Origin of the sequence: Methylobacterium currus, from assembly GCF_003058325.1 — a bacterium.
In the GTDB taxonomy this organism is placed as follows: domain Bacteria; phylum Pseudomonadota; class Alphaproteobacteria; order Rhizobiales; family Beijerinckiaceae; genus Methylobacterium; species Methylobacterium currus.
Genome location: NZ_CP028844.1, coordinates 734,942 through 756,090 on the forward strand (window position 1 = coordinate 734,942; position 21,149 = coordinate 756,090).

General features: G+C 65.6%; 22 protein-coding genes, 1 tRNA gene and 1 pseudogene. 17 read left to right on the top strand and 7 right to left on the bottom strand.

The window, feature by feature from the left end; all coding sequences use genetic code 11:
- Window positions 1–59: 59 nt before the first annotated feature.
- Window positions 60–671: a TetR/AcrR family transcriptional regulator gene (locus tag DA075_RS33505; RefSeq protein WP_164712591.1), complete on the bottom strand. Its 612-nt coding sequence runs from the start codon at window positions 669–671 to the stop codon at window positions 60–62.
- Between the two features lie 509 nt (window positions 672–1,180).
- On the opposite strand from DA075_RS33505, the gene DA075_RS33510 reads away from it, so the two are divergent.
- From DA075_RS33510 to DA075_RS33525, 4 genes are all read left to right on the top strand, one after another.
- Window positions 1,181–2,053: a hypothetical protein gene (locus DA075_RS33510; RefSeq protein WP_099957386.1), complete on the top strand. Its 873-nt coding sequence runs from the start codon at window positions 1,181–1,183 to the stop codon at window positions 2,051–2,053.
- A gap of 165 nt (window positions 2,054–2,218) precedes the next feature.
- Window positions 2,219–3,715: an ATPase domain-containing protein gene (locus tag DA075_RS33515; RefSeq protein WP_099957387.1), complete on the top strand. Its 1,497-nt coding sequence runs from the start codon at window positions 2,219–2,221 to the stop codon at window positions 3,713–3,715.
- A 286-nt stretch (window positions 3,716–4,001) separates the two neighbouring features.
- Window positions 4,002–4,463, top strand: a complete 462-nt coding sequence (locus tag DA075_RS33520; protein ID WP_099957388.1) for a hypothetical protein — start codon at window positions 4,002–4,004, stop codon at window positions 4,461–4,463.
- Between the two features lie 229 nt (window positions 4,464–4,692).
- The gene (locus DA075_RS33525) at window positions 4,693–4,953 is read left to right on the top strand and encodes a hypothetical protein (protein WP_099957389.1); all 261 of its coding nucleotides are present in this window, start codon (window positions 4,693–4,695) and stop codon (window positions 4,951–4,953) included.
- Window positions 4,954–6,114: 1,161 nt separating this feature from the next.
- On the opposite strand, the gene DA075_RS33535 is transcribed toward DA075_RS33525, so the two are convergent.
- Entirely contained in the window at window positions 6,115–7,272 is a 1,158-nt protein-coding gene (locus DA075_RS33535) for a PAS domain-containing protein (RefSeq protein WP_164712592.1), read from the bottom strand.
- A gap of 341 nt (window positions 7,273–7,613) precedes the next feature.
- Between DA075_RS33535 and DA075_RS33540 the strand changes: the two are divergent.
- Window positions 7,614–8,200 (top strand): annotated as a pseudogene (locus DA075_RS33540) (MmgE/PrpD family protein); the annotation flags it as partial.
- A 295-nt stretch (window positions 8,201–8,495) separates the two neighbouring features.
- Window positions 8,496–8,687: a hypothetical protein gene (locus DA075_RS33545; protein WP_164712561.1), complete on the top strand. Its 192-nt coding sequence runs from the start codon at window positions 8,496–8,498 to the stop codon at window positions 8,685–8,687.
- Here DA075_RS33545 and DA075_RS33550 read toward each other — a convergent pair.
- Window positions 8,668–9,588: a helix-turn-helix domain-containing protein gene (locus DA075_RS33550; RefSeq protein WP_244936662.1), complete on the bottom strand. Its 921-nt coding sequence runs from the start codon at window positions 9,586–9,588 to the stop codon at window positions 8,668–8,670. The two genes, DA075_RS33545 and DA075_RS33550, sit on opposite strands and share 20 nt — an antisense overlap.
- Window positions 9,589–9,836: 248 nt before the next feature.
- On the opposite strand from DA075_RS33550, the gene DA075_RS33555 reads away from it, so the two are divergent.
- From DA075_RS33555 to DA075_RS33570, 4 genes are all read left to right on the top strand, one after another.
- Window positions 9,837–11,003 carry an NADH:flavin oxidoreductase/NADH oxidase gene (locus DA075_RS33555; RefSeq protein WP_099957393.1) on the top strand — a complete coding sequence of 389 codons (1,167 nt, stop codon included), beginning with the start codon at window positions 9,837–9,839 and terminating at the stop codon, window positions 11,001–11,003.
- Window positions 11,004–11,049: 46 nt separating this feature from the next.
- Window positions 11,050–11,313, top strand: coding sequence for a DUF485 domain-containing protein (locus DA075_RS33560; protein WP_099957394.1), 264 nt, complete (start codon window positions 11,050–11,052; stop codon window positions 11,311–11,313).
- A gap of 14 nt (window positions 11,314–11,327) precedes the next feature.
- Window positions 11,328–12,920: a sodium:solute symporter family transporter gene (locus DA075_RS33565; RefSeq protein WP_099957395.1), complete on the top strand. Its 1,593-nt coding sequence runs from the start codon at window positions 11,328–11,330 to the stop codon at window positions 12,918–12,920.
- Window positions 12,921–13,516: 596 nt separating this feature from the next.
- Window positions 13,517–13,593, top strand: a tRNA-Arg gene (locus DA075_RS33570).
- Window positions 13,594–13,723: 130 nt separating this feature from the next.
- Here DA075_RS33570 and DA075_RS33575 read toward each other — a convergent pair.
- The 3 genes from DA075_RS33575 to DA075_RS33585 are packed head-to-tail and all read right to left on the bottom strand — an operon-like array spanning window position 13,724 to window position 15,755.
- Complete coding sequence (locus DA075_RS33575) at window positions 13,724–14,167, bottom strand: ester cyclase (RefSeq protein ID WP_165080825.1); 444 nt, start codon at window positions 14,165–14,167, stop codon at window positions 13,724–13,726.
- Window positions 14,168–14,172: 5 nt separating this feature from the next.
- Window positions 14,173–15,345: an alpha/beta hydrolase family protein gene (locus DA075_RS33580; RefSeq protein ID WP_099957397.1), complete on the bottom strand. Its 1,173-nt coding sequence runs from the start codon at window positions 15,343–15,345 to the stop codon at window positions 14,173–14,175.
- A gap of 5 nt (window positions 15,346–15,350) precedes the next feature.
- Entirely contained in the window at window positions 15,351–15,755 is a 405-nt protein-coding gene (locus DA075_RS33585; RefSeq protein ID WP_099957398.1) for a Dabb family protein, read from the bottom strand.
- A gap of 147 nt (window positions 15,756–15,902) precedes the next feature.
- Between DA075_RS33585 and DA075_RS33590 the strand changes: the two genes are divergently transcribed.
- Together DA075_RS33590 and DA075_RS33595 are read left to right on the top strand one after the other, a co-directional pair.
- Window positions 15,903–16,799 carry a LysR family transcriptional regulator gene (locus tag DA075_RS33590; RefSeq protein WP_099957399.1) on the top strand — a complete coding sequence of 299 codons (897 nt, stop codon included), beginning with the start codon at window positions 15,903–15,905 and terminating at the stop codon, window positions 16,797–16,799.
- A gap of 9 nt (window positions 16,800–16,808) precedes the next feature.
- Window positions 16,809–17,372, top strand: a complete 564-nt coding sequence (locus DA075_RS33595) for a carboxymuconolactone decarboxylase family protein (RefSeq protein ID WP_099957400.1) — start codon at window positions 16,809–16,811, stop codon at window positions 17,370–17,372.
- A 76-nt stretch (window positions 17,373–17,448) separates the two neighbouring features.
- Here DA075_RS33595 and DA075_RS33600 read toward each other — a convergent pair whose 3' ends face one another.
- A complete protein-coding gene (locus DA075_RS33600) occupies window positions 17,449–18,030 on the bottom strand; it encodes a TetR/AcrR family transcriptional regulator (protein WP_099957401.1) in 582 nt (193 codons plus the stop codon).
- Between the two features lie 148 nt (window positions 18,031–18,178).
- On the opposite strand from DA075_RS33600, the gene DA075_RS33605 reads away from it, so the two are divergent.
- From DA075_RS33605 to DA075_RS33625, 5 genes are read left to right on the top strand one after another with little or no spacing between them, the layout of a single operon-like run.
- On the top strand, window positions 18,179–19,144 hold the full coding sequence (locus DA075_RS33605; protein ID WP_099957402.1) for an SDR family NAD(P)-dependent oxidoreductase: 966 nt from the start codon (window positions 18,179–18,181) through the stop codon (window positions 19,142–19,144).
- On the top strand, window positions 19,141–19,797 hold the full coding sequence (locus tag DA075_RS33610) for an NADPH-dependent F420 reductase (RefSeq protein WP_099957403.1): 657 nt from the start codon (window positions 19,141–19,143) through the stop codon (window positions 19,795–19,797). The genes DA075_RS33605 and DA075_RS33610 overlap by 4 nt, the downstream gene beginning before the upstream one ends.
- Before the next feature lie 42 nt (window positions 19,798–19,839).
- Window positions 19,840–20,232: an ester cyclase gene (locus tag DA075_RS33615; RefSeq protein ID WP_099957404.1), complete on the top strand. Its 393-nt coding sequence runs from the start codon at window positions 19,840–19,842 to the stop codon at window positions 20,230–20,232.
- A gap of 2 nt (window positions 20,233–20,234) precedes the next feature.
- Window positions 20,235–20,684 (top strand): VOC family protein, encoded by a 450-nt coding sequence (locus DA075_RS33620; RefSeq protein WP_099957405.1) that lies wholly within the window; start codon window positions 20,235–20,237, stop codon window positions 20,682–20,684.
- Between the two features lie 20 nt (window positions 20,685–20,704).
- Window positions 20,705–21,130 carry a nuclear transport factor 2 family protein gene (locus DA075_RS33625; RefSeq protein WP_206289432.1) on the top strand — a complete coding sequence of 142 codons (426 nt, stop codon included), beginning with the start codon at window positions 20,705–20,707 and terminating at the stop codon, window positions 21,128–21,130.
- The last annotated feature ends 19 nt before the right edge of the window (window positions 21,131–21,149 follow it).

The window sequence follows — 21,149 nt, forward strand, 5'->3', positions numbered from 1 at the left end:
CATTGCTGGAGCCTCATAACGGGCCTTGAAATGCGATCCGAAGCGCCGATACAAATAACTCACGTCAGCAGCTTCAACGTAGCGGCGACCCGTTTTTCTACAAATGTTTTGTCAATCGGGCGTTGACTGAATATTGCTCTGAACCAGGCGGCGGTGGTTAGGTTCTCAATAATTAAATCGCAGGGATGACTGCCTGCGATCTCACCTCTGTCATAAGCTCGATCGAGAATGACGCTCGCTGCGGCAAAACGGTGATGCCAGAATGTCCTCATAACCTCCGTTACTTCCTCATCGCCATCGGATGCCGCGATTGCTAATGACAGAGCGACCTTCCTGGTTCTCACGTCAGCCAAGCCTTGGACGATTTGTTGTAGGAGGTCGGTGAGATCACCTTCCAACGTTCCCGTGTCGGGGATCGTCACGAACTCGTCAGACAAACCGAGAAGCAGGTCTGCCACAAGCCTCGGGCGCGTCGGCCACCGGCGGTAGAGCGTGCTCGCATCCACGCCCGCTCGGCGCGCGATGTTCCGATACGACAGTTCGGCGTAACCGGTCGCGATCAGTTCCTCGTGGACGGCAGCCTTCACCGCCTCGCGAATTTGCGAGCTTCGTCCGCCGGGGCGATCCTTCACGCGATCCAGATCACCGTCCGCCCTGCGCATTGACGACATGGCCCTCATCCCCTACCACTAATGCGACATTTGTTGCATTAAACGCCTTCCGCGCTCACCGCGGGGGGAGCGCTCAGCCGCCGTTCCCGTCTCGCTCGGGAGTGCTTGGCCTTGAAGGACCCCAGAAGTTGCGGAAGCTCGTAGCATTGTTGGACGAGATCGTGATCGGGTGCGACCGGAACATGATCAACGGCCCTTTTCATACCTTCTGTGCGATTGCAGTTTTCCTGCTGGTGTCCGGCAGCCTCTTCGCATTCTTGTCCTAGCTTCGGTTCAATGAGGGAACGGGCGATTGTCGCGCGGCGGAGGTCGGCTTTCCACCCAAAATCGGACCCTCATGGTCGACGCCCCCACTATCCGCCTTGGAACAACCTACAAGGAGACGTTCGTGCGGGTTCATGCACGCTCACCATAGTCCGATCTCAGAAATAGATGCGTCATTATTGCCCCTTGCGCTTGGCACGGCTGCGGCTGGACGCCTTGTTTCACCATGCCGCAGGAGTGCTGAGATGGACGCCGCCGACCACTTGGTGCGCCGGACGCCGCCGCACACCGCACGGCGTCACCGCTACGACGGCGGCCCTGCACTCACCCCGCCCAACTCCGCCCGACCTCACCCCTCCCCTCCCCTCCGCACCGCCATCGCGGCCGTCACCGATCCCTGGCCCAACCCGGAGCGCGATCCCCTCGCCGAGCCGGAGCGGCGGCACGTCACCGTCCACCGCTGCACCGACCTCCTGGGGCGCGAGGCCAGCCACGGCCGCCTCTCGGCGGAGGCGTACCTCGTCGGGCGCGTGCTGCAGGAAACGTTCGAGCGCCGGGCCGGGGCGCGGGCTCGCCGGAGAGGCGGCAACCGGGTCGATCACACGGTGGCGCACGAGCTGGCGATCCTGCGCGCCATCGATGACGGGCGGCTGGTCGAGCGGCTGCTGGACAAGCTCCGCGAGGCGATCGGCACGGTGGGGATGCGGTTCCTGCACCAGGTCCTGGCCAAGGGGCGGGACTTCGCCGGCATCGCCCGCGGGCTCGGCCGCGGCGACGGGCGGGCGGCGGTGGCCGGGGTGGCGCAGCGGTTTCGCGATCTCCTCGGGGATGTGGCGGCGGATTGGCTGGCGCGGCAATCGGGCCAGGGGCGGCAGACAGGCCGGATCGTCGGCGCGCCGGCGGCACCGGCCGCGCCAGGCGAGGCCACGGATGCGGCGGGGTGCCTGGTGCCGGTGGCCCGAGCCTACGCGGTGGGCGCCGACCCGGACGGAGCGTTGCGTTGGCACAGCCGGCCTGGAAGCGGCGGGCGGCGGAACGGCAGGCCGAGGCCGCCCTCGCCCGCACGCGATCCGCGCGGCGACGGTAGAAAGGCGGATCCGATCGGCTTGATCGGATGAGGGGCCCGCGACCCGGCTCGGTCACCAGCATTCGCCTGCGGCTGACATTACTGTGGTACAGCATCCTGCAAGGGGGACACCCCGGCCTCAGGCGCGCGACCGGACGGGCCGACGATGAGCCCGGATTGCCGCTTTGGGCCCCCCTGCCTGCCGAGATCTGACTTCATGACCACGTCCACAGAGCCGAGCACGAAGGCCCTCTTCGGCATCACCGGCCTCGACGACATCCTGGGTGGTGGCCTCACCCGTAATCGCCTCTACCTGCTCGAGGGCGACCCGGGCACGGGCAAGACCACCATCGCTCTGCAGTTCCTGCTCGCGGGTGCGGAGGCCGGCGAGGTCGGCCTCTACATCACCCTGTCGGAGACCAAGCAGGAGCTGTGCGACAACGCCACCTCCCACGGCTGGAGCCTCGACAAGCATCTCGCGGTGTTCGAACTCGTTCCGCCCGAGAGCCTGTTCGAGGAAAGCCAGCAGCAGAGCCTGCTCTACTCATCCGACCTCGAGCTCGGCGAGAGCACCCGCGCCATCCTGCAGGCGGTCAAGGAGCGCAAGCCTGACCGCATCGTGCTCGACAGCTTGTCGGAGATCCGGCTCCTGGCCGGCGGCTCCCTGCGCTATCGTCGGCAGATCCTGGCGCTCAAGCACTACTTCGCCGTGCAGGGCGCCACCGTCCTGATGCTCGACGATCTCACGGCCGACGTGATGGACAAGGCCGTCCACAGCGTGGCTCAGGGTGTCGTTCGCCTCGAGGAGCTGACACCCGAGTATGGGGCGGAGAGACGACGCCTGCGGATCGCCAAGTACCGCGGGCAGCGCTACCGTGGCGGCTACCACGATTTCACCATCGCGACCGGCGGCGCGCAGGTCTTCCCGCGCCTGGTCTCGCTGGAGCACAAGACAGCCTTCGCACGCACCCAGCGGGCGAGCGGCATCGGCGCCCTCGACGCGCTTCTGGGCGGTGGCATCGAGCAGGGATCGAGCACCCTGATCCTGGGGCCGGCCGGCGCCGGCAAGTCGCTGTTGGCCATCCAGTACGTGCTCGCGGCCGTCGCTCGCGGCGAGAGGGCCGCGATGTTCGTGTTCGACGAGGAACTGGGCATTCTTCTCGATCGGACCCGGGAGATGGGGATCCATCTCGAGGCGTTGCGCGACCAGGGGCTGCTCTTCCTTGAGCAGGTCGACGCCGCCGAGCTGTCGCCGGGCGAATTCGCGCATCAGGTCCGCCGCTGCGTGGACACCCACGCGGTGAAGACCGTGGTGATCGACAGCCTCAACGGCTACCAGGCTGCCATGCCGCAGGAGAACGCGCTGATCCTGCACATCCATGAATTGCTGCAATACCTCAACCGGCAGGGGGCGGCGACCTTCCTGACGGTCGCCCAGCACGGGCTCGTCGGCAGCATGACGTCGCCGGTCGACCTCACATACCTGGCCGATACCGTCGTGCTGATGCGCTACTTCGAGGCGCGTGGCCAAGTCCGCCGGGCGATCTCCGTCGTGAAGAAGCGGATGGGCTCGCACGAGGATACGATCCGTGAATACGCGATCGGCTCGTCGGGCCTGACGATCGGCGCGCCGCTGACGCACTTCCAAGGCGTCCTGCGCGGCGTCCCCGTCTATCTCGGCGACGCCACGGAGCTTGGACCTGCGGCTGACTGACAACGTCCGGTGACGCTCCCGCAGCCTCGCCGGGTTGATGCTCCTGCGGGACGCGGCCGATCCCCATCGGGGCCGCGACGCTATGGGTGCGGCGGGGGGGCCTGTTGCCGGCGGGACAGGCCTCCGCCCTCGGCACCGATCCGGACGGGGCGCTGCGGTGGCAGCCGGCCTGGACGCGGCGGGCGGCGGAGCGGCAAGCCCAGGCCGCCCTCGCCCGCAGGCGGGGCTCGCGGAGGGGGTAAAAGGCTGGACCGGTCCGGCTCGGTCATGCGAAGCCGTGGCCGTGATGCTGAATTCTGTCGGCACGATCATCAGTGCCTCGATGGGGGCGGTCGCCGTCACGCTGGTGGTGTCCTGCACGGATGCCGCGCCTGTGACGCTGCCTGATCCCCCGGCACCGATCGCCAGGCCCGCGGAATATGCCTTCGGTGATGTGATCGCCTCCCTCGACAATCGGGCAGCGAAGGCTGCCCAGGATGCGTTGAGGCCATCCTTCGGACGAGGCATCGAAGTGACCCTCATCGCCCCGGCGAGCACGAATTTCACCGCGCTGGCGCGGTGGTACGAGACGCGCGCCCAGGAGGCCGGCTGGCAGCCGATCGCCGATTTCACCGCACGGCTGGGCCGCGGACGGCACGGATTTGCCTATTCACGCGGCGAGCGCGCCTTCGCGATGGTCTGGATCGACGCGACTGCGCCCGACGGTAGCCGACCGGTCACGGTGATCCGCCTCGGCTGGCCCGGTTGAGCCCGGCTGCCGTGCGCAGTGGCTGGGGTGGCGGAGCGCTTCCGCGACCTCCTCACAAGCTCGGGCGGGCCTCGCGGCGGCGATAGGGCCGACGCGGCACGCGACGCGAAGAAACACCGTGCGACGGCATCGTGTCGATTTAAACCCGGATTTCTTTTACTAGTTATTCTAATGTCAATAATCGCAAAATGTGCTTTTCAGGGGCATGCCTTTGCGCTAGACGGGCCGAATGGCCCGCCGCGTGACCTATCAGATCTTTGACATGCCGGACGGGCGATTTTCCGTGACGGTGACCATCGAGCCGGACAAGACGATGGTCCGCACCGGCTTCGCGACCCAGGCTGACGCCGATGCCTGGGTCGAGGACTTGCGGCACATCATGTCCGCCCTCGGCGCACCCGTTGCCCTCGCCTTCCCCGACTATCCCGGATCGCTGCCTCTGAACGAGGTGCTGACCTTCATCCGGACGGCCCCCACGGAGGCCGACTGACCGCGCCTAGCCCGACTTGGGCGGCGATCCTCTCGCCAGGCCGGGGGCGGTTGCGCGTCCCTTAGAGCAACTGCACCGCTCTCCTGAGCCTGAGGCCAGCTTCGGGGCGCTTGAGATGCCGGCGGGCCAAGCCTACGCGATAGGACGTGATCCGGACGGGGCTGCGGTGGCAACCGGCCCGGGATCGGCAGCCGCAGGCAGCGCTCGCCCGCAAGCGGGCCTCCGGCGGTCCTAGGGTCCAATCGGCGCGATCGGACGGCTCGGGCGCGTGCTCCTCGAACGGCGCAAGCGCTGGCATGTCTTCGCTTAAGCTGCGGCCAACTCTGTTGGAAGCGATGGGCTAAATTTATTTTTCATGGAAGGGTGCGACCAACACCCCGCAGCGTTATGGTATACTTTATATCTATTCATCGTCCCATATAAAGAGTTACAGATAAGAGGGGCGAAACAAAACAGATGGCTCTCGATGTCTTGATCCAGCGGTTAGAACATGCTGGGCCTCTGTTTCAGATGGAGCGGGATGCTCTCCGAGGATTGACGGTGAAGGCCCATTGCATAAATTCACGACAAGATATTGCGTAAAGGAGATGGGATCAGACTGTGCCCTTGATCGTGAGTGGCGTCGCCTGCCGCTACAAGCTTCGTCCCGAGAGACAGCGTCGGATCGTGCATGTCCTGCCACCAGGCGATCTCTATGACATCCATGCCACCGCTCACTTCGCGTCGGATTGGCACCTGGGGGCCCTCACTCGCTGCTCCATCGCCCATGTTCAGCGCCAGGAACTCGAGAGCTTGTCGGCGCAACATGCGGGCATCGCTCATTGTGATCGACAACATTCGTTGAGCTGGAAATAGAGCGAGAATGGCTCGTCAATGATATCCGTCCAGCTGAAAAGCGCTTGAGGCATCTCTTTTGCGAATTGTCCGTTCGACTGCAGACGATTGGCTTGACATCAAATGATAATTGCAAATTGCGTCTGATGCAGACTGATCCAGCGGACGCAACGGCCGTCTCGTTCTTGCACATGAACCGTATTATTCAGTCTTTGCGCAATAGCAGATTGATTTCATACCAGAGAGACTCTATGAGAAGACCTGATTTTCGTCGATTGTGTGATTTCTCCGAGTTCGATCCGATTTTTTGCATCTATCGGCAAATTTCTAGTTGTTGGCAGAAATTTTATTGGCAAGAGGAAAACTCAATCTATAGATCAAGCCACGTGATGAAAATTCGAACTTTGCCTTCGCGCCGAGATCACGCGGCATGATCCGCTCTAAGTAGTTCATCCCGAAGCCATTTTTAGTGAATGACCCCACCAGTTTTGACGCGCCACTCTCCACCCACGTGATGATGACCCGAGGCATTGTCCCGCGGGACTCGACGCGCCAACTGACCGTCACGGAACCACTCGCCTCCGACAGCGCACCGAATTTGAGCGCGTTCGTTGTAAGTTCATGAATTCCGAGCCCGATTATCTCCGCCATTCGCGGTGGGAGATAAATTTTTGGTCCTTTGATCTTCACTCGATTTTCGCCTGGCGTGTCGAAGGCCAGCAATTCCTGTATCACCAGCCCCCCCAATTCCAAGCGGTACCCACCGGGTTCCACGGCGGCACTCTTCACACGCGCGAGGGTGCTTATCCGCCCATCGAGGTGCATGATGTAGTCTTCGGCCGCTTCGTGGGTCTCGGCCGTGCGGCGGGCGATCGAGCGTATGGTGGCGAGGGTGTCACGCACCTGCATCTGAAGGTCACGCGTCCCTGGCTCGGATGGATTCCGACGATGGTTTGCATGGTCCGTTGGTCGGACCTTTCCGGCCAAGCACGCTGCCGCCTGGCTGGTGATCTGGCGCACGCGATGCACCCCCTCCTCGAACGCCTCATCACCGCCCGCGTCGGACTTGATTTCGCGTTGGAGGGCAATCCAGTGCGTCAGTTCTCCCGCTCGGTTGCGCATCGGTGTGATGTGCCAGTGGAGAAGATAGGTCGTGCCGTCCTTCCGATAATTGATTGCGGTGCCCTGGAAAGCTTCTCGCATCTCGAGATCGGACCGGAGGCGGCCCAACACTGCGCGGTCTGTCAAAGGGCCCTGAAGGATGCGTGGCGTCTTCCCGACAGCCTCCTGGGCGGAATATCCTGTCATTCGGCAGAAGGCGGGATTAACGTATTCAATCACTGGTCCGGGTCGGCTGAGCTGGGGGCCCGTGATAATGACAGCCTCTCCAATTCCATCCAGGGCAGCCTTGAAGAGCGAAAAATCCTGTCGAGCGGTGTCAATATCCGCGGCATTTTCATCAATATGATCATCATTGTATGTCATTTTGCTAGTCTTGGGTTTTACCGTGATCCCTTGTGCGTGCGAGCTTGGCATTGCTGCTCGCCTCGGCGGCAGGGAGCTCAAGGAAACCCATATTAGACTGCGCCGGACCCGCGAATATTAAAGATGTGAAGTCGCGGTCGGAAATTATTCCGCGCTCCGGTATTTTTCCAGAGCGCAGCCCTGATCCAGTATGGCTATATCTCTGGACAGGTCCTGTTGCACCAGGCAAGCCAGTGCGCCCGAGGCCTTGGCGGATTGCCTCGGCCTTGAAGCCTTCGTGTGCATGTTCATACGGCTGCGCCGCATGGGAAGTGATCAGGTCGGAACGGAGTCTGGCGTGCCTTGGTTGGTCTCGCGAGGCGGCGCTCAACACCTACAAGCCCTTCGCCTGCGGCATCGTCATGCATCCGGCGATCGACGCGGCGGTGCAGCTGCGCAACGAGAACCGGCTGACCCCCGAGCAGATCCAGCGGGTCGACCTCACGGTGCACCCGCTCGTGCTCGAACTCACCGGTAAGACCGCGCCGCGCTCCGGGCTCGAGGGCAAGTTCAGCATCTACCACGCGGTGGCGGTGGCCCTCGTCGAGGGGGCGGGCGGCGAGAAGCAGTTCAGCGATCGGGCGGTGCGCGACCCCGTCGTGACGGCCTTACGCGCCAAGATCGTCCCGGCCGTCACCCCGGGCGTGAAGCCCGAGCAGGTCGACCTGACGATCACGCTCGCGGACGGGCGCATGCTGACGCGCCACATCGAGCACGCGATCGGCAGCGTTGAGAACCCGATGAGCGACGGGATCTGGAGCGCAAGTTCACCGACCTCACCGACGGCATCCTGCCCGAGGCGCAGATCCGGCGCGTGATGAGCCTGTGCTGGGATGTGGCGAACCTGAAGGACGCGGGCGAGGTCGCACGGGCCGGGGTGCAGGCCTGACTTGAGATACGCGGCGGCGAGGCGTTCTCCGCGCGTCGGCAGCTACCGGCGCAAGTGCCGTTCGGGCACCAGGGCACAGCGTGTCAGCGAGCTGCCACCCAGACCCCGGGCGGCACACCAGTGGCACGCGGCGTCGGCCGCACCGCTCACCGTCCGGCATCCGGGACACAATGCCGGCCCCTCTCAGCCTCCCCCCCGCCGCACCCGACACGCTTCGACCGTGTGACCGTTGCCTTCGGAGCCGCTCATCGACGAGAGCCTCGAAACCTCAGCGCTCGAGGGTCTGGTGATCGGCATGCGTCTGTTCGAGGCCGGACCGTTCCATGCCGGCTTCGGCATCATCGTCGAGCCGCAGGATGATCTGGTCGCGCTCTGGTCTCTCTCGCACAACTCCCGCTCGCCGCCGGTGCGTGCCATGGCGGATTCAGCGCAGCGGAAATTTTGTAAGGCGCACCGAATCCCGCCCGTCACTTTCCGGATTGCCTGAACTCCTTGGGAGTCAGTCCCGTCAGCTTTCGGAATGCCGTCGCCAGATGGCTCTGGCTCGAGAACCCCGTGTCGAGCGCGATCGACGTGATCGTCAGGTCCGTCGAACCCAGCATCGTCTTCGCTCGCTCCAGGCGGCGGGACAGCACGTATTGATGGACCGTGGTCCCCCAGTGCTGGTGGAAGGCGCGTGACAAGGAGCGCGGGGAGACGCCGATTTCTCCGGCGATGCTCGCCAGGGAGAGATCTTCGGCGAGACGCGCCTCGACAAGGTCGCGGACGCGCCCGAGATCGGCGCGGTCGGGCAACTGGGCGTCCGGCCCGACTCGCGACGAGCGACCATCGGCCGTGTAGGTCCGCACAAGGCGGACAACCATGGCGTGGACCAGCTCGTCCACGTAGAGCGCCGAGGCAGGATCGGGGGACTCCCGCAGGATGTCGAGGATCGCCAGCGCGAGCTGCTCGAGGAGCGGGTCGGACGTCCCGAGCGGAACGTCGAGCTCGACGCGCCTGGCGGCAGAGCTCCACATCTGCCGCGCGGTGTCGTCGATCAGGCCCTGGTGGAGATGCATCGCCAGCATCTCGGACCGACCCCGGCGCTGCCATTCACTCTCGTCATGCGCCGGGATTAGGTGGAACTGGCGGGGACGGAGCGTGCTGGTTTCAGTGGGGCCGCACCGCCCGATGCGCCGGCGGATCTGCGCCGGGCGATTGACGCAGTAACCGAGGCAGGGATTGCCGACCGGGTCGAGCGTCCCGGTCCATGGTTCCACGGCGACGTGCTGGGCATGGATGTTGCGCCATCCCCGCCCCGTGCTGCGGGCGAGTGCCACGTTCTTCGGCCAGGAGCTGATGTCACGCGTCTGCATGGTCGTGATCGTCGTCGCGTCGGTCTCGGTCACGCGCCCCTCCGGCCATCTCCTGCCTCCACGTTGGCCGAAATCTGATCAAGGCCGGCGCGTTTTTGGAAGATGGCTCCGACAGGGTAGGGGCAGTCTTCAAGCCACGCAAGTCATCGGCAGCGCAGATGCAGGCATTTGGATGCCCGTTCCTTGCTTATATTGGACGATTTTCAGGCATGGCGCACTTTTATCCGGCAGAAGCCTAGAGCGCAAGGTTCGGCCGGACATGCCTGTAAGGGGGACTCACCGTGGCATCTTCACTCTTCAGCGAACTCAAGGTCCGGGACGTCACGCTGCGCAATCGGATCGCGGTGTCGCCGATGACGCAATTCTCGTCGCCGGACGGCCTCGTCACCGACTGGCACCTGGCGCATCTGGGCTCCAAGGCCGCGGGCGGCGCCGCCCTCGTCATGGTCGAGCAGGCTGCGGTGGCGCCGGAGGGCCGCATGTCCACCCAGTGCGCGGGCATCTGGAACGACGAGCAGGGCGAGGCGCTGGCGCGGATCGCCCGCTTCGTCGCATCGGTGGGCTCGATCCCGGGCATACAGCTCGGCCATACGGGCCGCCGGGGCTGCGTCGAGCCGCCGTGGAAGGGCGGCGGGCATCTGCCGGAAGACCATCCCGACGCCTGGGAGATGATCGGTCCCTCCGCCAGCGCCTTCGGCGGGATTATGCCGCGCGTCCCCCGGGCCATGACCCACGACGACATCCGGGCTGTCACGCGGCAATACGCCGAGGCCGCGCGCCGGGCACGCGAGGCCGGCTTCCAGTGGCTGGAGATTCATTGCGCGCACGGCTTCCTGCTCTCGAGCTTCTTCTCCCCGCTCGCCAATCAGCGCACCGACGAATACGGCGGCGACTTCGTAGGCCGTAGCCGGCTTCTCGTCGAAGTCTTCGAGGCGGTGCGCTCGGAATGGCCCGAGCGGCTGCCGCTCTCAATGCGCTTCGGCGTCACCGAGTTCGCGCCCGGCGGACAGACGATCGACGACTCGGTCGAACTCGCCCGCCTGCTCGCACCACGCGGTCTCGACCTTGTGGACGTGTCGTTCGGCGGCAATTCGGGCCGTGCCCAGACGCCGTGGGACGAGGAGGGCTTCATGGTCCCGGCGGCGCAGCGCATCCGCGAGGAGGCCGGTGTGCTCACCGCCGCGAACTGGAATCTCGCCGACCCGGTCTACGCCGACGCGATCGTCCGCGAGGGACAGGTCGACCTCGTCATGCTCGGCCGGCCGATGCTCGCCAACCCGCACTGGCCGGTCTACGCCGCGATGGTGCTCGGCGAGGAGCGCCCCTACGACATGCTGCCGGTCCAGTTCAGCACCTGGCTGAACAAGTATCAGCGCAGCCGTGTCAACAACGGCTTCGGCCGCGTCGTGGGTGCCGACACCGACGCCTTCCCGAAGGCGGCCGAGTAGCCGCCCCCGATCTGTCCTTTTTCTTCGAAAGCCGGAGGCCGGAAGCATGTCCGCGGACCACACCCTTGCGCGATCATCAAGCGACGACCTGCCGCAGGCGCGGCTTGGCTGGATCATGGCGGCGATCCAGACGCTGATCTACGCTGGCTTCGTCGGCACCTTCATCGCCTCGCCCGAGACGATGACCCGCCCGATCGCCACCGGGATGGCAGTTACGGTTGCGACCGTGTTCGGGCTCCTCTGCATCCTGTCGACGATGGTGCTCACCGGCACCTACGTCCTAATCGCCAACCGCCTTACCGCGCGCTGACGGAGAACGGGCACATGTCCAGATCCTTTCTCCTCGGCCTCGCCCTTGCGGGCGCCGTCACCCCGGCGCTCGCGGCGGATTCCGGCAGCGGGATGAACCCGGTGGCGGTGACGATGTTCGTCGCCATCGTGCTCGTCACCCTCGGCATCACCTGGTGGGCGGCGCGGCGTGCCAGCTCGGCGGATCAGTTCTACGCCGCCGGCGGCCAGATTTCCGGTTTCCAGAACGGCATCGCGCTCGCCGGCGACATGATCTCGGCCGGGGCACTGCTGGGTCTGGCCGGCCTCATCTGCGCCTCGGGCTTCGATGGGTTGATCTTCGCCGTCGGCTACGCTACCGGCCTGCCCTTCGTGGTGTTCCTGGTGGCCGAGCGCCTGCGCAAGCTCGGGCGCTACACGGTCGCCGACGTGCTCGCGACGCGCCTGTCCGAGACGCCGATCCGGATCTTCACCGCGGTCGCGACCCTCGTCATCGTGATGTTCTACCTCATCGCCCAGATGGTCGGGGCCGGCCAGCTGATCCGGCTGCTGTTCGGGCTCGACTACCTCTACGCGCAGATTCTCGTCGGCGCCCTGATGATCTGCTACGTGATGTTCGGCGGCATGGTGGCGACGACCTGGGTGCAGATCGTCAAGGCGGTGCTGCTGCTCGGCGCCGGCGTTGCGATCGCGCTCCTCGTGCTGGCCTCCTTCGGCTTCGACTACAACGCCCTCGTCGCCCGGGCGATCGCTGTGCACCCGAAGCACGAGGCAATCATGATGCCGCAGGTCTATGCCGGCAGCGTCTGGCAATCCCTGTCGCTGGGCATGACGCTGATGCTCGGCACCGCCGGACTGCCGCATGTGCTGATGCGCTTCTTCACCGTCCCGGATGCCCGCGCCGCCCGCGTCTCGGTCTTCTGGGCAGTGATGTGCCAGAGCGGCTTCTTCGCCCTCATCTTCGTCATCGGCTTCGGGGCTCTCGCCATCGTGGCAGGCGATCCGACCTATCTTGACGCCAAGGGGGCAATCCGAGGCGGCGGCAACATGGCGACCGTCCACCTCTCACATGCGCTGGGCGGCAACACCCTGATGGGCCTCGTCTCGGCGGTCGCCTTCGCGACCATCCTGGCGGTGGTGGCGGGTCTGACGCTGACCGGGGCGTCGGCGGTGAGCCATGATCTCTACGCCCGCATCCTCGGCCGTCGCACCGCCACCGAGCGCAGCGAGATCCGGGTCTCGCGTCTCGCCACCGTTGGTCTCGGGTTGCTCTCGGTCGTGCTTGGGATCGCCTTCCAAAGCCAGAACGTCGCCTACATGATCAGCCTCGCCTACGCGGTGAGCTGCAGCTCGACCCTGCCGCTGCTGATCCTGGCGCTCTACTGGGGCGGGCTCACCACCCGCGGGGCGATCGCAGGCGGCGTCACAGGACTTGTCGGTGCGGTCCTTCTCACGGTGCTGGGTCCCCCGGTCTGGGTGAAGGTTCTGGGCAACCCGGCCCCGATCTTCCCCCTCGACCCGCCGACCGTCGTGACGATGCCGGTGGCGTTCCTGACCGCCGCCCTGGTCTCGATCCTCGATCGCAGGCGCGCGCCGGCCGCGTCGATGCCCCAGGCTATCTCGGCCTGACGCTCTCGGGCCTCGCCCTCCCGCAAGGGCGAGGCCTGACCGGGCAATTGCCGCATCACGGTCCTCCACGACGAAGCTCGCGGCAGCCATGCCACCGTCTTTCGTGCAGCACTTCGTGTCCCATACGCTGCCCAGCTCGCGCGTCAGGGCTCGGTCGAACCTACCTCGGTCGTCGAAGACAGCGAGCTGCCACCCAGACACCGGCCGGCACACCAGCGGCACGCGGCGTCGGCCGCGCCGCGGCACCGTCCGCATCCGCGGCGCGATCCCGCCACCCGCCGGCCCAGCCCCCTCCCCCCGGCGCACCCGACACGATTCGACCGTGTGACCTGTGCCGTCGGAGCCTTCGCCCGGATCCCTTTGAGCGGATTCGCGATCCCTTTCCCTGTTGCGCTCCGCGGCGGGTCGGGCTACAGAGGCTTCGCGGTCAGCACCCGTAGCTCAGCTGGATAGAGCGTTGCCCTCCGAAGGCTGATGTCAAGCGGAACGATTGTGAGAAGGAGTTCGAAAAACACTTGAAATACAGCACTTTGAGAGCACCGAGGTTGGCGCTTTCAACTCTAAGATTTTTCGCGTAAGCACCGCGTAAGCATAATGCACCCGTAGCTCAGCTGGATAGAGCGCCACCCTCCGAAGGTGGAGGCCACACGTTCGAATCGTGTCGGGTGCGCCACATACCGCCGTTCGCCGCCGTATCCTGCTCTAACGTCGCCGGGAGTACGCCAGCGCAGCGGATACGGCGGCCGATAGCGGCATGCAGTTCGAGTCATCGCTGTGGCGGCCCTATTGGGTAGCGCGAGTCGCTAGTAGCCCGGCATCGTCTGAACACCGAGTTGCTGGACGAACAGCAGGCTGTCTGCGTTGCCCCAATATTCGACGATGCAGCCATCTTCTGTGCGTAGGCTGTCGGTGCCGGTGAAGGTCACCGCGCGGCCGATCGCTTCGGGTGGACTGCCGGGAAAGCCGCCACGATAGCAGCCCCGCGCGCGCCAGCGCACCGCCATCAGGTTGCCCTGGGTGATCGGCCCCAGCTCGTAGGTGAAGGCGAGCTCGTCGAGCAATTCGTGAATGCCTGAGATCCAGGCTTCGAGCGCCGTACGTCCCCGAATGAGGTCATCGCCCGATCCGGTCATAGGCGCGGCATGGGCGACGAAGTCGTCGGCGATGATCTCGCGTCCCAGCGCCAGATCCCCGTTCCAAAGCAGCCGCCAGCGTTCGGCAAGCGTGACGAGAGTGGTTTCGGACATGGTGCTCAACGCCCCAGCCGATCGGCGAGCCAGTCGCAGATCAGCTCCATGCCGATGGTCGGATTGTCGATCTGGCAATGCGCGGCCCCGGTCTCTTCGGGCGAAAACCATTTGATCGTCACGTCGACGCCCGCCGCCTTGGCTTCTGCATATACGCTCTCGGCGTTGTGGGTGCCGAAGCTGTCGAGCTCACCCGCCACGATTAGGAAGGGACAGGCTATATCCTTGACCACGCCTTCGAGATCGAACGGCTCGGTGACGGTGACCAACTCCTCCATGTCACGCGCGCCGAACACCCAGCGCGAGAGCACTGCCGTCATGCTGTTGGGCTGCGCCAACAGCGCTTGCGCCGACTTTGCCACCTTCCACTGCGCCGCGTCTGAGACGGCGCAGGCCACGCGATGCTCGCGCGCGGCGGCGCGGGTGACGTAATAGCCCCCCAGGCTCGCGCCGTAGACCCCGATCCGACCGGGATCGACATCATCGCGGCCAAGCAGCCAATCGATGCAGGCCCCCACCGGCACCTCGGTGTCCGGTCGCGCGGTGATTCCCTCCCGACGCAGCGTTCCACCCTGTCCGGGAAGGTCGACCAGCAGCAGCGAGAGGCCGCGGGCGAGCGCATAGCGCTCCATCTCCTGGATCAGCTCGTCCTTATATTCGTCGAGGCCGCCGAAGGCGATCACCGCCGGGCGGCGCCCTTCGCCCGGTGCGATCAGGAAATAGGCGTCGAGATGTGTGCCATCTTCATAGGGGATGCGCGCGATCTCGCCGGCCGGCTCGAACAAGGTGAGCGCGCGCTGCGAGCAGGCCTCGATCCGGTCGAATGTCGAAAGGCGCCGGGGATCGGCCGGGTCGAGGAAGAATTCGGCGGTTCGAAAATAGTTGGCCGCGCGGATCCAGTTGGCACGGGCAGTCAGGCGATGACCGGCGGCCTCGGCCGCTTCGGCGCGCGAAACGGAGCGTTCCGCCGGCGTGAGCCAGGACTCGTGCCAGCCATCGCGATCGCCCGACTGGATGCGGCCCGCCGTCTGGAAGCACTCGCCGACCGTGCTCGCGCCGTCCTGCGCGGCGGCCAGGATGCGGACGAACTGGGCCGAGAACTCCTCGTCTTCGGGCCACTGCTTCCAGCCGTCCGGGGCGTAGCCACCGCCGGTGGCGGTGAGCACGGGCTTCGCCATCGCGTTCACTCCGGCCTGCTGCTACCGGAGTAGGACTTGAGGCCCTGCACCAGCTTGGCGAGCGCTGGGTCGCTTTCGAACCGCTCCTTGTGGATCGCCTTGATCTGGTCGGGGATGGTTGGGTCCTCCTCGTCGGTGACGTCGAACGAGACCATGTCGACCACCAGCGGCAGGCCGATCTCGTCCACCTTCCGGTGGATCGGCGAATGCATGTAGGTCTTGTAGTCGTCGATGTTCTTGACGACGAAGGTGGCGCCATAGTCGAAGTCACCGCCGATATCGCGGCCGACGCAGTAAGTCTGAATGACCGGAATCTCGGTGCCCATCTTGTGTAACTGCTTGAGCACGGGATCGAGTTGCTCCGGCGTCACGCTCTCCTTCAACTGGAAGCGGATCGAATGAAAAATCATGACTGCGTACTCCGGCGATTGATCTTGAACCGTAAACGTCGCGAGAGCGGATGGGATCGATAGGCGTGGCCTATATCGGACAATCGACAGCGGCGATGATCCGCGTTCCGTCTATCGTCACGGCCGATTGGCAGATAGCCTCGTCACATGGACCTTAGGGATGTCGATCTGAATCTTCTGGTCGTGCTGGATGTCGTGCTCGAGGAGCGCAAGCTCGTCAGCGCGGCGCGCCGGCTCGGCATGGCCCAGCCCTCGGTCTCGGGCGCGCTCGACCGGTGTCGCAAGCTGTTCGGTGATCGTCTCCTCGTGCGCGCCGGCCGGGGGATGGAACTCACCGCGCGCGGACAGGCACTACGCGAGCCGATCCGCGCGTTGCTGACACAGGCTCGCGCTGTGATTGGCGCCCCGCCTGATGAACTGGCCACGGTGGAGCGCACGGTCCGCATCGTTTCCACCGATATTCCCGCGCTCACGCTGCTCCAGATCCTGTGGGAGCAGACCCGACGCACCGCGCCGGGCATCAGCCTGGTGCTGCTGCACTGGCGCGAGAGCGAGGACGTTATCGATGCGCTCGCGCGCGACCAGGCCGACGTCGCCATCTCGGTTCTGCCGCAGGCCGGCAGCGGATTCGTGCGCACCGAACTCTATGTCGAGCGCTATTGCGTCGCCATGCGGCGCGGGCATCCGGCGGCGCAGGACTTCGATCTCGACCGCTGGCTCGCTTTTCCGCACGTCGTCCTTTCGGCGCGCGGGAGCCGCCGCACGCCGCTCGACGACCAGCTCGCGCTGCTCGGACGCAGGCGGCGGGTCGGGATCACCGTGCCGAGTTTCCTGATGGTGCCGCCGCTGCTGCTGGCCAGCGACCTCATCGCCATGCTGCCGCGCGCGTGCATGCATCACGAACCCGAGCTGCACTATTGCGAGCCGCCGATCGCGGTCGAGGGTTTTCCGCTGCACCTCGCCGTCGCCAATCGCGCGCAGGGCGACGTCGCCGTCGCCCATGTCGCAGCGCTGATCCGCGACCATTTTCCCGGTCAGCCCTGAGGATCCGCCATGCGCCTGCCGCCGATCCCGCCCAATGATCTTTCACCGGAGGTGCGTGCCCTGCACGACGCGATCGTCGAGCGCATGGGACGAAGCCTGTCGGCCTTCGCCTCGCAGGACGCGGACGGCGCGCTGATCGGTCCGTTCCCGGCGCTGCTGCACTTCCCGCGGTTCGGCGCGCCGGCGTTCGCGTTTCTCGACTCGCTGGTCGGAGGCGCGACCCTGCCGGAGACGGTGCGGGAGGTGGTGATCCTGGCGGTCGGCGCGCGCTTCAAGGCGCGATACGAACTCTATTCCCACGAGAAGATGGCGGTGGAGGCAGGATTGCCGAGACCGTTGATCGCGGCGATCGCCGCCGGCCAGCGTCCGCCGGATCTCGACGAGATGCAGGCTGCCGCTTTCGACTTCGTGACGGCGGCGACCGGCGGCGGCTCGGTGCCCGCCTCGACCTACGAACAGGCACGAGCGCTGTTTGGCAACGAAGGTGTGGGCGAACTCGCATTCTTGGTCGCCAGCTACACCGTGATCTGCATTCTGCTGAACGCGTTCGACGTGCCGGTTCCCGAGAACTGATCCAGTCACGCCGCTCCGCACGCAATCCCAGGGTGAGTTCCGCGCGCATTCGGGCAGGGTCGCCGCGCGTGCCGACCTACGTCGGCCAGGACGCCAGCGCCTGTTCCGCCACCGCGTGCAGCAGCGCGCGGCAGCCCCCGGCCTTGGCTTGCACCGCGATCCCCTGGCTGACCGTCATGACGTAGGCGGCCAGCACGGCGGGGTCCGCGGCCTCGGGCAAATCACCCTCCGCCTTGGCGCTTTCGAAGCGCTCGCGGAAGCGCTGCTGGCCGGCTGCGCGAAACGCAACCAGCGCTTGGCGCACCGGCTCGGCCTCTTCGCCGCCCGCCATTGCTCCATTGATGCCCAGACAGCCGGTGCGATCCTCAAAACGCGTATTGAGCTCGACCGTGCTGCGCAGGAAGTGCGCCGCGACGTCACGCGCCGTAGGCAGCTCGAGCGCCTCGGGAATATAGTGGAGATACAGCTCCTCATAGCGGGCCAGCGCCTTGCGGAAGAGCGCTTCCTTGTTTCCGAACGCCGAATAGAGCGCCGGCCGCTCCACGCCGGCCGCATCGACCAGATCGGCATAGGACGTGCCTTCATAGCCCTTTCGCCAGAAAACCGGGAGCACGGCGTCGAGCACTTCCACCTCATTGAACTCACGACGACGTCCCATCAGGTCGGCTCCCCACTTTTCATAACGGTCATTACTAAACCGCTTGACTCTGTTTGTCCAGATTCCGTAACAGTCATTATCGTAATGTCCGTTATGTTATCGGATGGCCGGGGTTGGCTCACTGGCGCGATGGTCAGCAGGAGTGAAAATGACAGACAATTTCAACGCCCGGTCGACCGCCGACGAGGTCCTCGCCGGTATCGATCTTTCGGGAAAGCGCTACCTTATCACGGGCATCTCGTCGGGGATCGGGCTGGAGACGGCGCGGGCGCTGGTCGCGCGCGGCGCCAGCGTCGTCGGCGCGGTGAGAGACATCGCAAAGGCGGAGGCGGCGACGGTGCCGGTCCTTAAGGAGGCCGAAACCGCCGGCGGCAGCCTCGAACTGATCGAGCTCGACCTTGCGTCGTTGGCGAGTGTTCGGGCCGCCGCGGACAGGCTGCTCGCCGACGGCCGCCGGTTTGATGCCATCATCGCCAATGCCGGCATAATGGCAACGCCCGCTGGCAGGACCGCCGACGGCTTCGAGACGCAGTTCGGGACCAACCACCTCGGCCACTTCGCGCTCGTCACCCGGATCGAGCCGTTGTTTGTCGACGGCGGCCGCCTCGTGGTGCTGTCGTCGCAGGCGCATCGCGTCGCGGACGTGGATCTGGACGATCCCAATTTCGAGCGGCAGGAATACGAGCCGTTCGTCGCTTATGGCCGGTCGAAAACGGCCAATGCGCTGTTCGCCGTCGAGTTCGACCGCCGCCATCGAGCCCGCGGCATCCGCGCGGCCGCGGTCATGCCCGGCAACAGCCTGACCGACCTTCCCCGCAACTTCAGCGAAGAGGAGCTGAACGGCCTGTTCCAGACCGTGGGCAATGCGCGCGCCGAGGCGGGGCTGCCGCCAGCGGAACTGAAGGACGTCGGTCAGGCGGCCGCGACGACGGTCTGGGCCGCGGTCGTTGCAGACGGAGACGAGATCGGCGGTAGGTATCTCGAAGATGTCCGTGTTGCGACAGTCGACGACACGCCCAACCCCTTCGCCGATGGCGTGCGCTCCTATGCGCTCGATGAGGGAAAGGCGCGGCAGCTCTGGGCCAGGAGCGAAGCGCTGGTCGGGGCCGCATGACCACCATCGGCATCATCGGCGCGGGCGAGGTCGGCAGTCATATCGCGCGTGCGGCGATCGCCAGCGGCTATGAGGTCGTGCTCGCCAACTCGCGCGGGCCCGAGACGTTGGCCGATCTCGTCGAACAACTCGGTCCGGCGGCGCGCGCTGCCACGGCGGCGGAAGCCGCTGCCGCCGGCGATTTTGTCGTCGTCGCGGCGCCGCTCAAGCTGGTCAACGACATGCCGGCTGATGCGCTCGCGGGCAAGGTCGTGATCGACACCAACAACTATATGCCGTGGCGCGACGGCAACTACGGAATCGTCGACTCGGGCGAGAAGACCGAGCACGAGCTGCGGCAGGAGCAGCTCCCCGCTTCGAAGGTGGTGAAGGCGTTCACCCACATCCAGGCGCCGCGGATTCTGACCTGGGGTAAACCCTCCGGGGCACCCGACCGGCTGGCGCTGTCCGCGTCCAGCAACTTTCCCGAGGCCGTCGCGATCGTCGCGCGGCTCTACGACCAGTTCGGCTTCGACAACGTCGACAACAGCCCTCTCAGCGAATCCTGGCGGACCCGCCCGGGCCAGCCCGCCTGGAAGCAGAGTGCTCAGACCCGAGCCGAGCTGGTCGCCAATCTCGCCCGCGCGCACCGCCCCGGACAACCGTCAAGCTGAGAATCCAGCAAGCTTCCACCTGACCGATCAATGGAGATAACAATGTCGAACCCAGACCTGCGCGATTTCTACGATCGCTACATTGCCGCCCTGAATGCCAGGGACTTCGATGTCATGGACACATTCATCCATGACGAGGTCACCCTCAATGGCAAGCCGGCCACCCGCGAGGACATCCTCGCGGTGCAGCGGGAAGAGGCCGGCGCGGTTCCAGACCTTCACTGGGAGCTGACGAACCTCATCATCGACGGCGACCGGCTCGGCGCGCAGCTCGTGAACACTGGCACCCCGGCCAAGACCTTCGTTGGTGTCGAGCCGACCGGCGCCTCGTTCGAGGTCGTCGAATATGCCGTCTATCAGGTGATCGACGGCCGCTTCAAGCACATGGCGGCGATCCATGATGCCGAGGCGGTCGCCCGGCAGCTGAGCGCCTGACGATGGCGCTGTTCTCACCGCCCCGAAAGCCGTCCAGCCCGCTCGCGTCGATGCGCGGCGACCATGCCGGCGTGCGCGTGCCCGATTTCGACGCAGCCGTTGCCTGGTACACCGAGAAGCTCGACTTCCGGCTGACCGCCACCACCGAGGCGGTCGGGTTGAAGTGGGGCTTCCTCGCGCCGCCGGACGACGACGATTTCCAGATCGAGATCGCGGCTGGCCCCGGCGCCGTCGACCGCCCGGGAGCGGGGGAGATCGAGGCCTCACTCGGTCAGCGGGGCTGGCACCATCTCTGCCTCAAGGTCGACAGCATCGAGGACACGCTTGCCGAGCTCGGGCGGCGCGGCGTGACGATCGTCGCCGGCCCACTCGAATATGAGCCGATCCGGCGACGCGGCGGCTTCTTCGCCGATCCCTGGGGCAACCTCATCGAGATCATCCAGGACGCGTGAGCGTCGACAGGAGAGCCGCAGTGGCGAACCCAGACTCCACCGACCGGCGCGATATGATCCGGCAGTTCTTCCGCTATGCCGATGCCGCCGATACCCGCGTCCTTGACCTGTACACCGACGATATCCGGTTGACCTATCCCAAGTTCGGCACGGCGATCGGCAAGGAGGCAGTGCGCACCTTCACGATCCGCATGGCGAAGGTGCTGCGCAGGCTCGAGCACGACATCGACGGCCTGTCCTTCATCGAAGCCGGCGACACGATCGCGGTCGAGGGGCGCGAGTGGGGCGAGACGTCAGACGGCACGCCGTTCCCGGACGGCGAGATCTCCCAGGGCTTGTTTTGCAACGTCTTCGAGTTCGACGGCGACCTGATCCGTGCCGTGCGCATCTATGTCGACCCGGATTTCACCAACAAAGACACGGCGCTGATCGCCGCGCTGAGCTGAGCGCCGTAACGCCATTCAA

Excerpts from the sequence above, each read along its gene's own strand:
- DA075_RS33615 (WP_099957404.1), top strand. The coding sequence starts at position 19,840 with ATGTCGAACCCAGACCTGCGCGATTTCTACGATCGCTACATTGCCGCC.
- DA075_RS33585 (WP_099957398.1), bottom strand. The coding sequence starts at position 15,755 with ATGATTTTTCATTCGATCCGCTTCCAGTTGAAGGAGAGCGTGACGCCG.
- DA075_RS33590 (WP_099957399.1), top strand. The coding sequence starts at position 15,903 with ATGGACCTTAGGGATGTCGATCTGAATCTTCTGGTCGTGCTGGATGTC.
- DA075_RS33580 (WP_099957397.1), bottom strand. The coding sequence starts at position 15,345 with ATGGCGAAGCCCGTGCTCACCGCCACCGGCGGTGGCTACGCCCCGGAC.
- DA075_RS33595 (WP_099957400.1), top strand. The coding sequence starts at position 16,809 with ATGCGCCTGCCGCCGATCCCGCCCAATGATCTTTCACCGGAGGTGCGT.
- DA075_RS33525 (WP_099957389.1), top strand. The coding sequence starts at position 4,693 with ATGGCCCGCCGCGTGACCTATCAGATCTTTGACATGCCGGACGGGCGA.
- DA075_RS33605 (WP_099957402.1), top strand. The coding sequence starts at position 18,179 with ATGACAGACAATTTCAACGCCCGGTCGACCGCCGACGAGGTCCTCGCC.
- DA075_RS33565 (WP_099957395.1), top strand. The coding sequence starts at position 11,328 with ATGTCCAGATCCTTTCTCCTCGGCCTCGCCCTTGCGGGCGCCGTCACC.
- DA075_RS33560 (WP_099957394.1), top strand. The coding sequence starts at position 11,050 with ATGTCCGCGGACCACACCCTTGCGCGATCATCAAGCGACGACCTGCCG.
- DA075_RS33600 (WP_099957401.1), bottom strand. The coding sequence starts at position 18,030 with ATGGGACGTCGTCGTGAGTTCAATGAGGTGGAAGTGCTCGACGCCGTG.
- DA075_RS33505 (WP_164712591.1), bottom strand. The coding sequence starts at position 671 with ATGTCGTCAATGCGCAGGGCGGACGGTGATCTGGATCGCGTGAAGGAT.
- DA075_RS33545 (WP_164712561.1), top strand. The coding sequence starts at position 8,496 with ATGCGTCTGTTCGAGGCCGGACCGTTCCATGCCGGCTTCGGCATCATC.
- DA075_RS33575 (WP_165080825.1), bottom strand. The coding sequence starts at position 14,167 with ATGTCCGAAACCACTCTCGTCACGCTTGCCGAACGCTGGCGGCTGCTT.
- DA075_RS33610 (WP_099957403.1), top strand. The coding sequence starts at position 19,141 with ATGACCACCATCGGCATCATCGGCGCGGGCGAGGTCGGCAGTCATATC.
- DA075_RS33515 (WP_099957387.1), top strand. The coding sequence starts at position 2,219 with ATGACCACGTCCACAGAGCCGAGCACGAAGGCCCTCTTCGGCATCACC.
- DA075_RS33510 (WP_099957386.1), top strand. The coding sequence starts at position 1,181 with ATGGACGCCGCCGACCACTTGGTGCGCCGGACGCCGCCGCACACCGCA.
- DA075_RS33520 (WP_099957388.1), top strand. The coding sequence starts at position 4,002 with ATGCTGAATTCTGTCGGCACGATCATCAGTGCCTCGATGGGGGCGGTC.
- DA075_RS33620 (WP_099957405.1), top strand. The coding sequence starts at position 20,235 with ATGGCGCTGTTCTCACCGCCCCGAAAGCCGTCCAGCCCGCTCGCGTCG.
- DA075_RS33535 (WP_164712592.1), bottom strand. The coding sequence starts at position 7,272 with ATGACATACAATGATGATCATATTGATGAAAATGCCGCGGATATTGAC.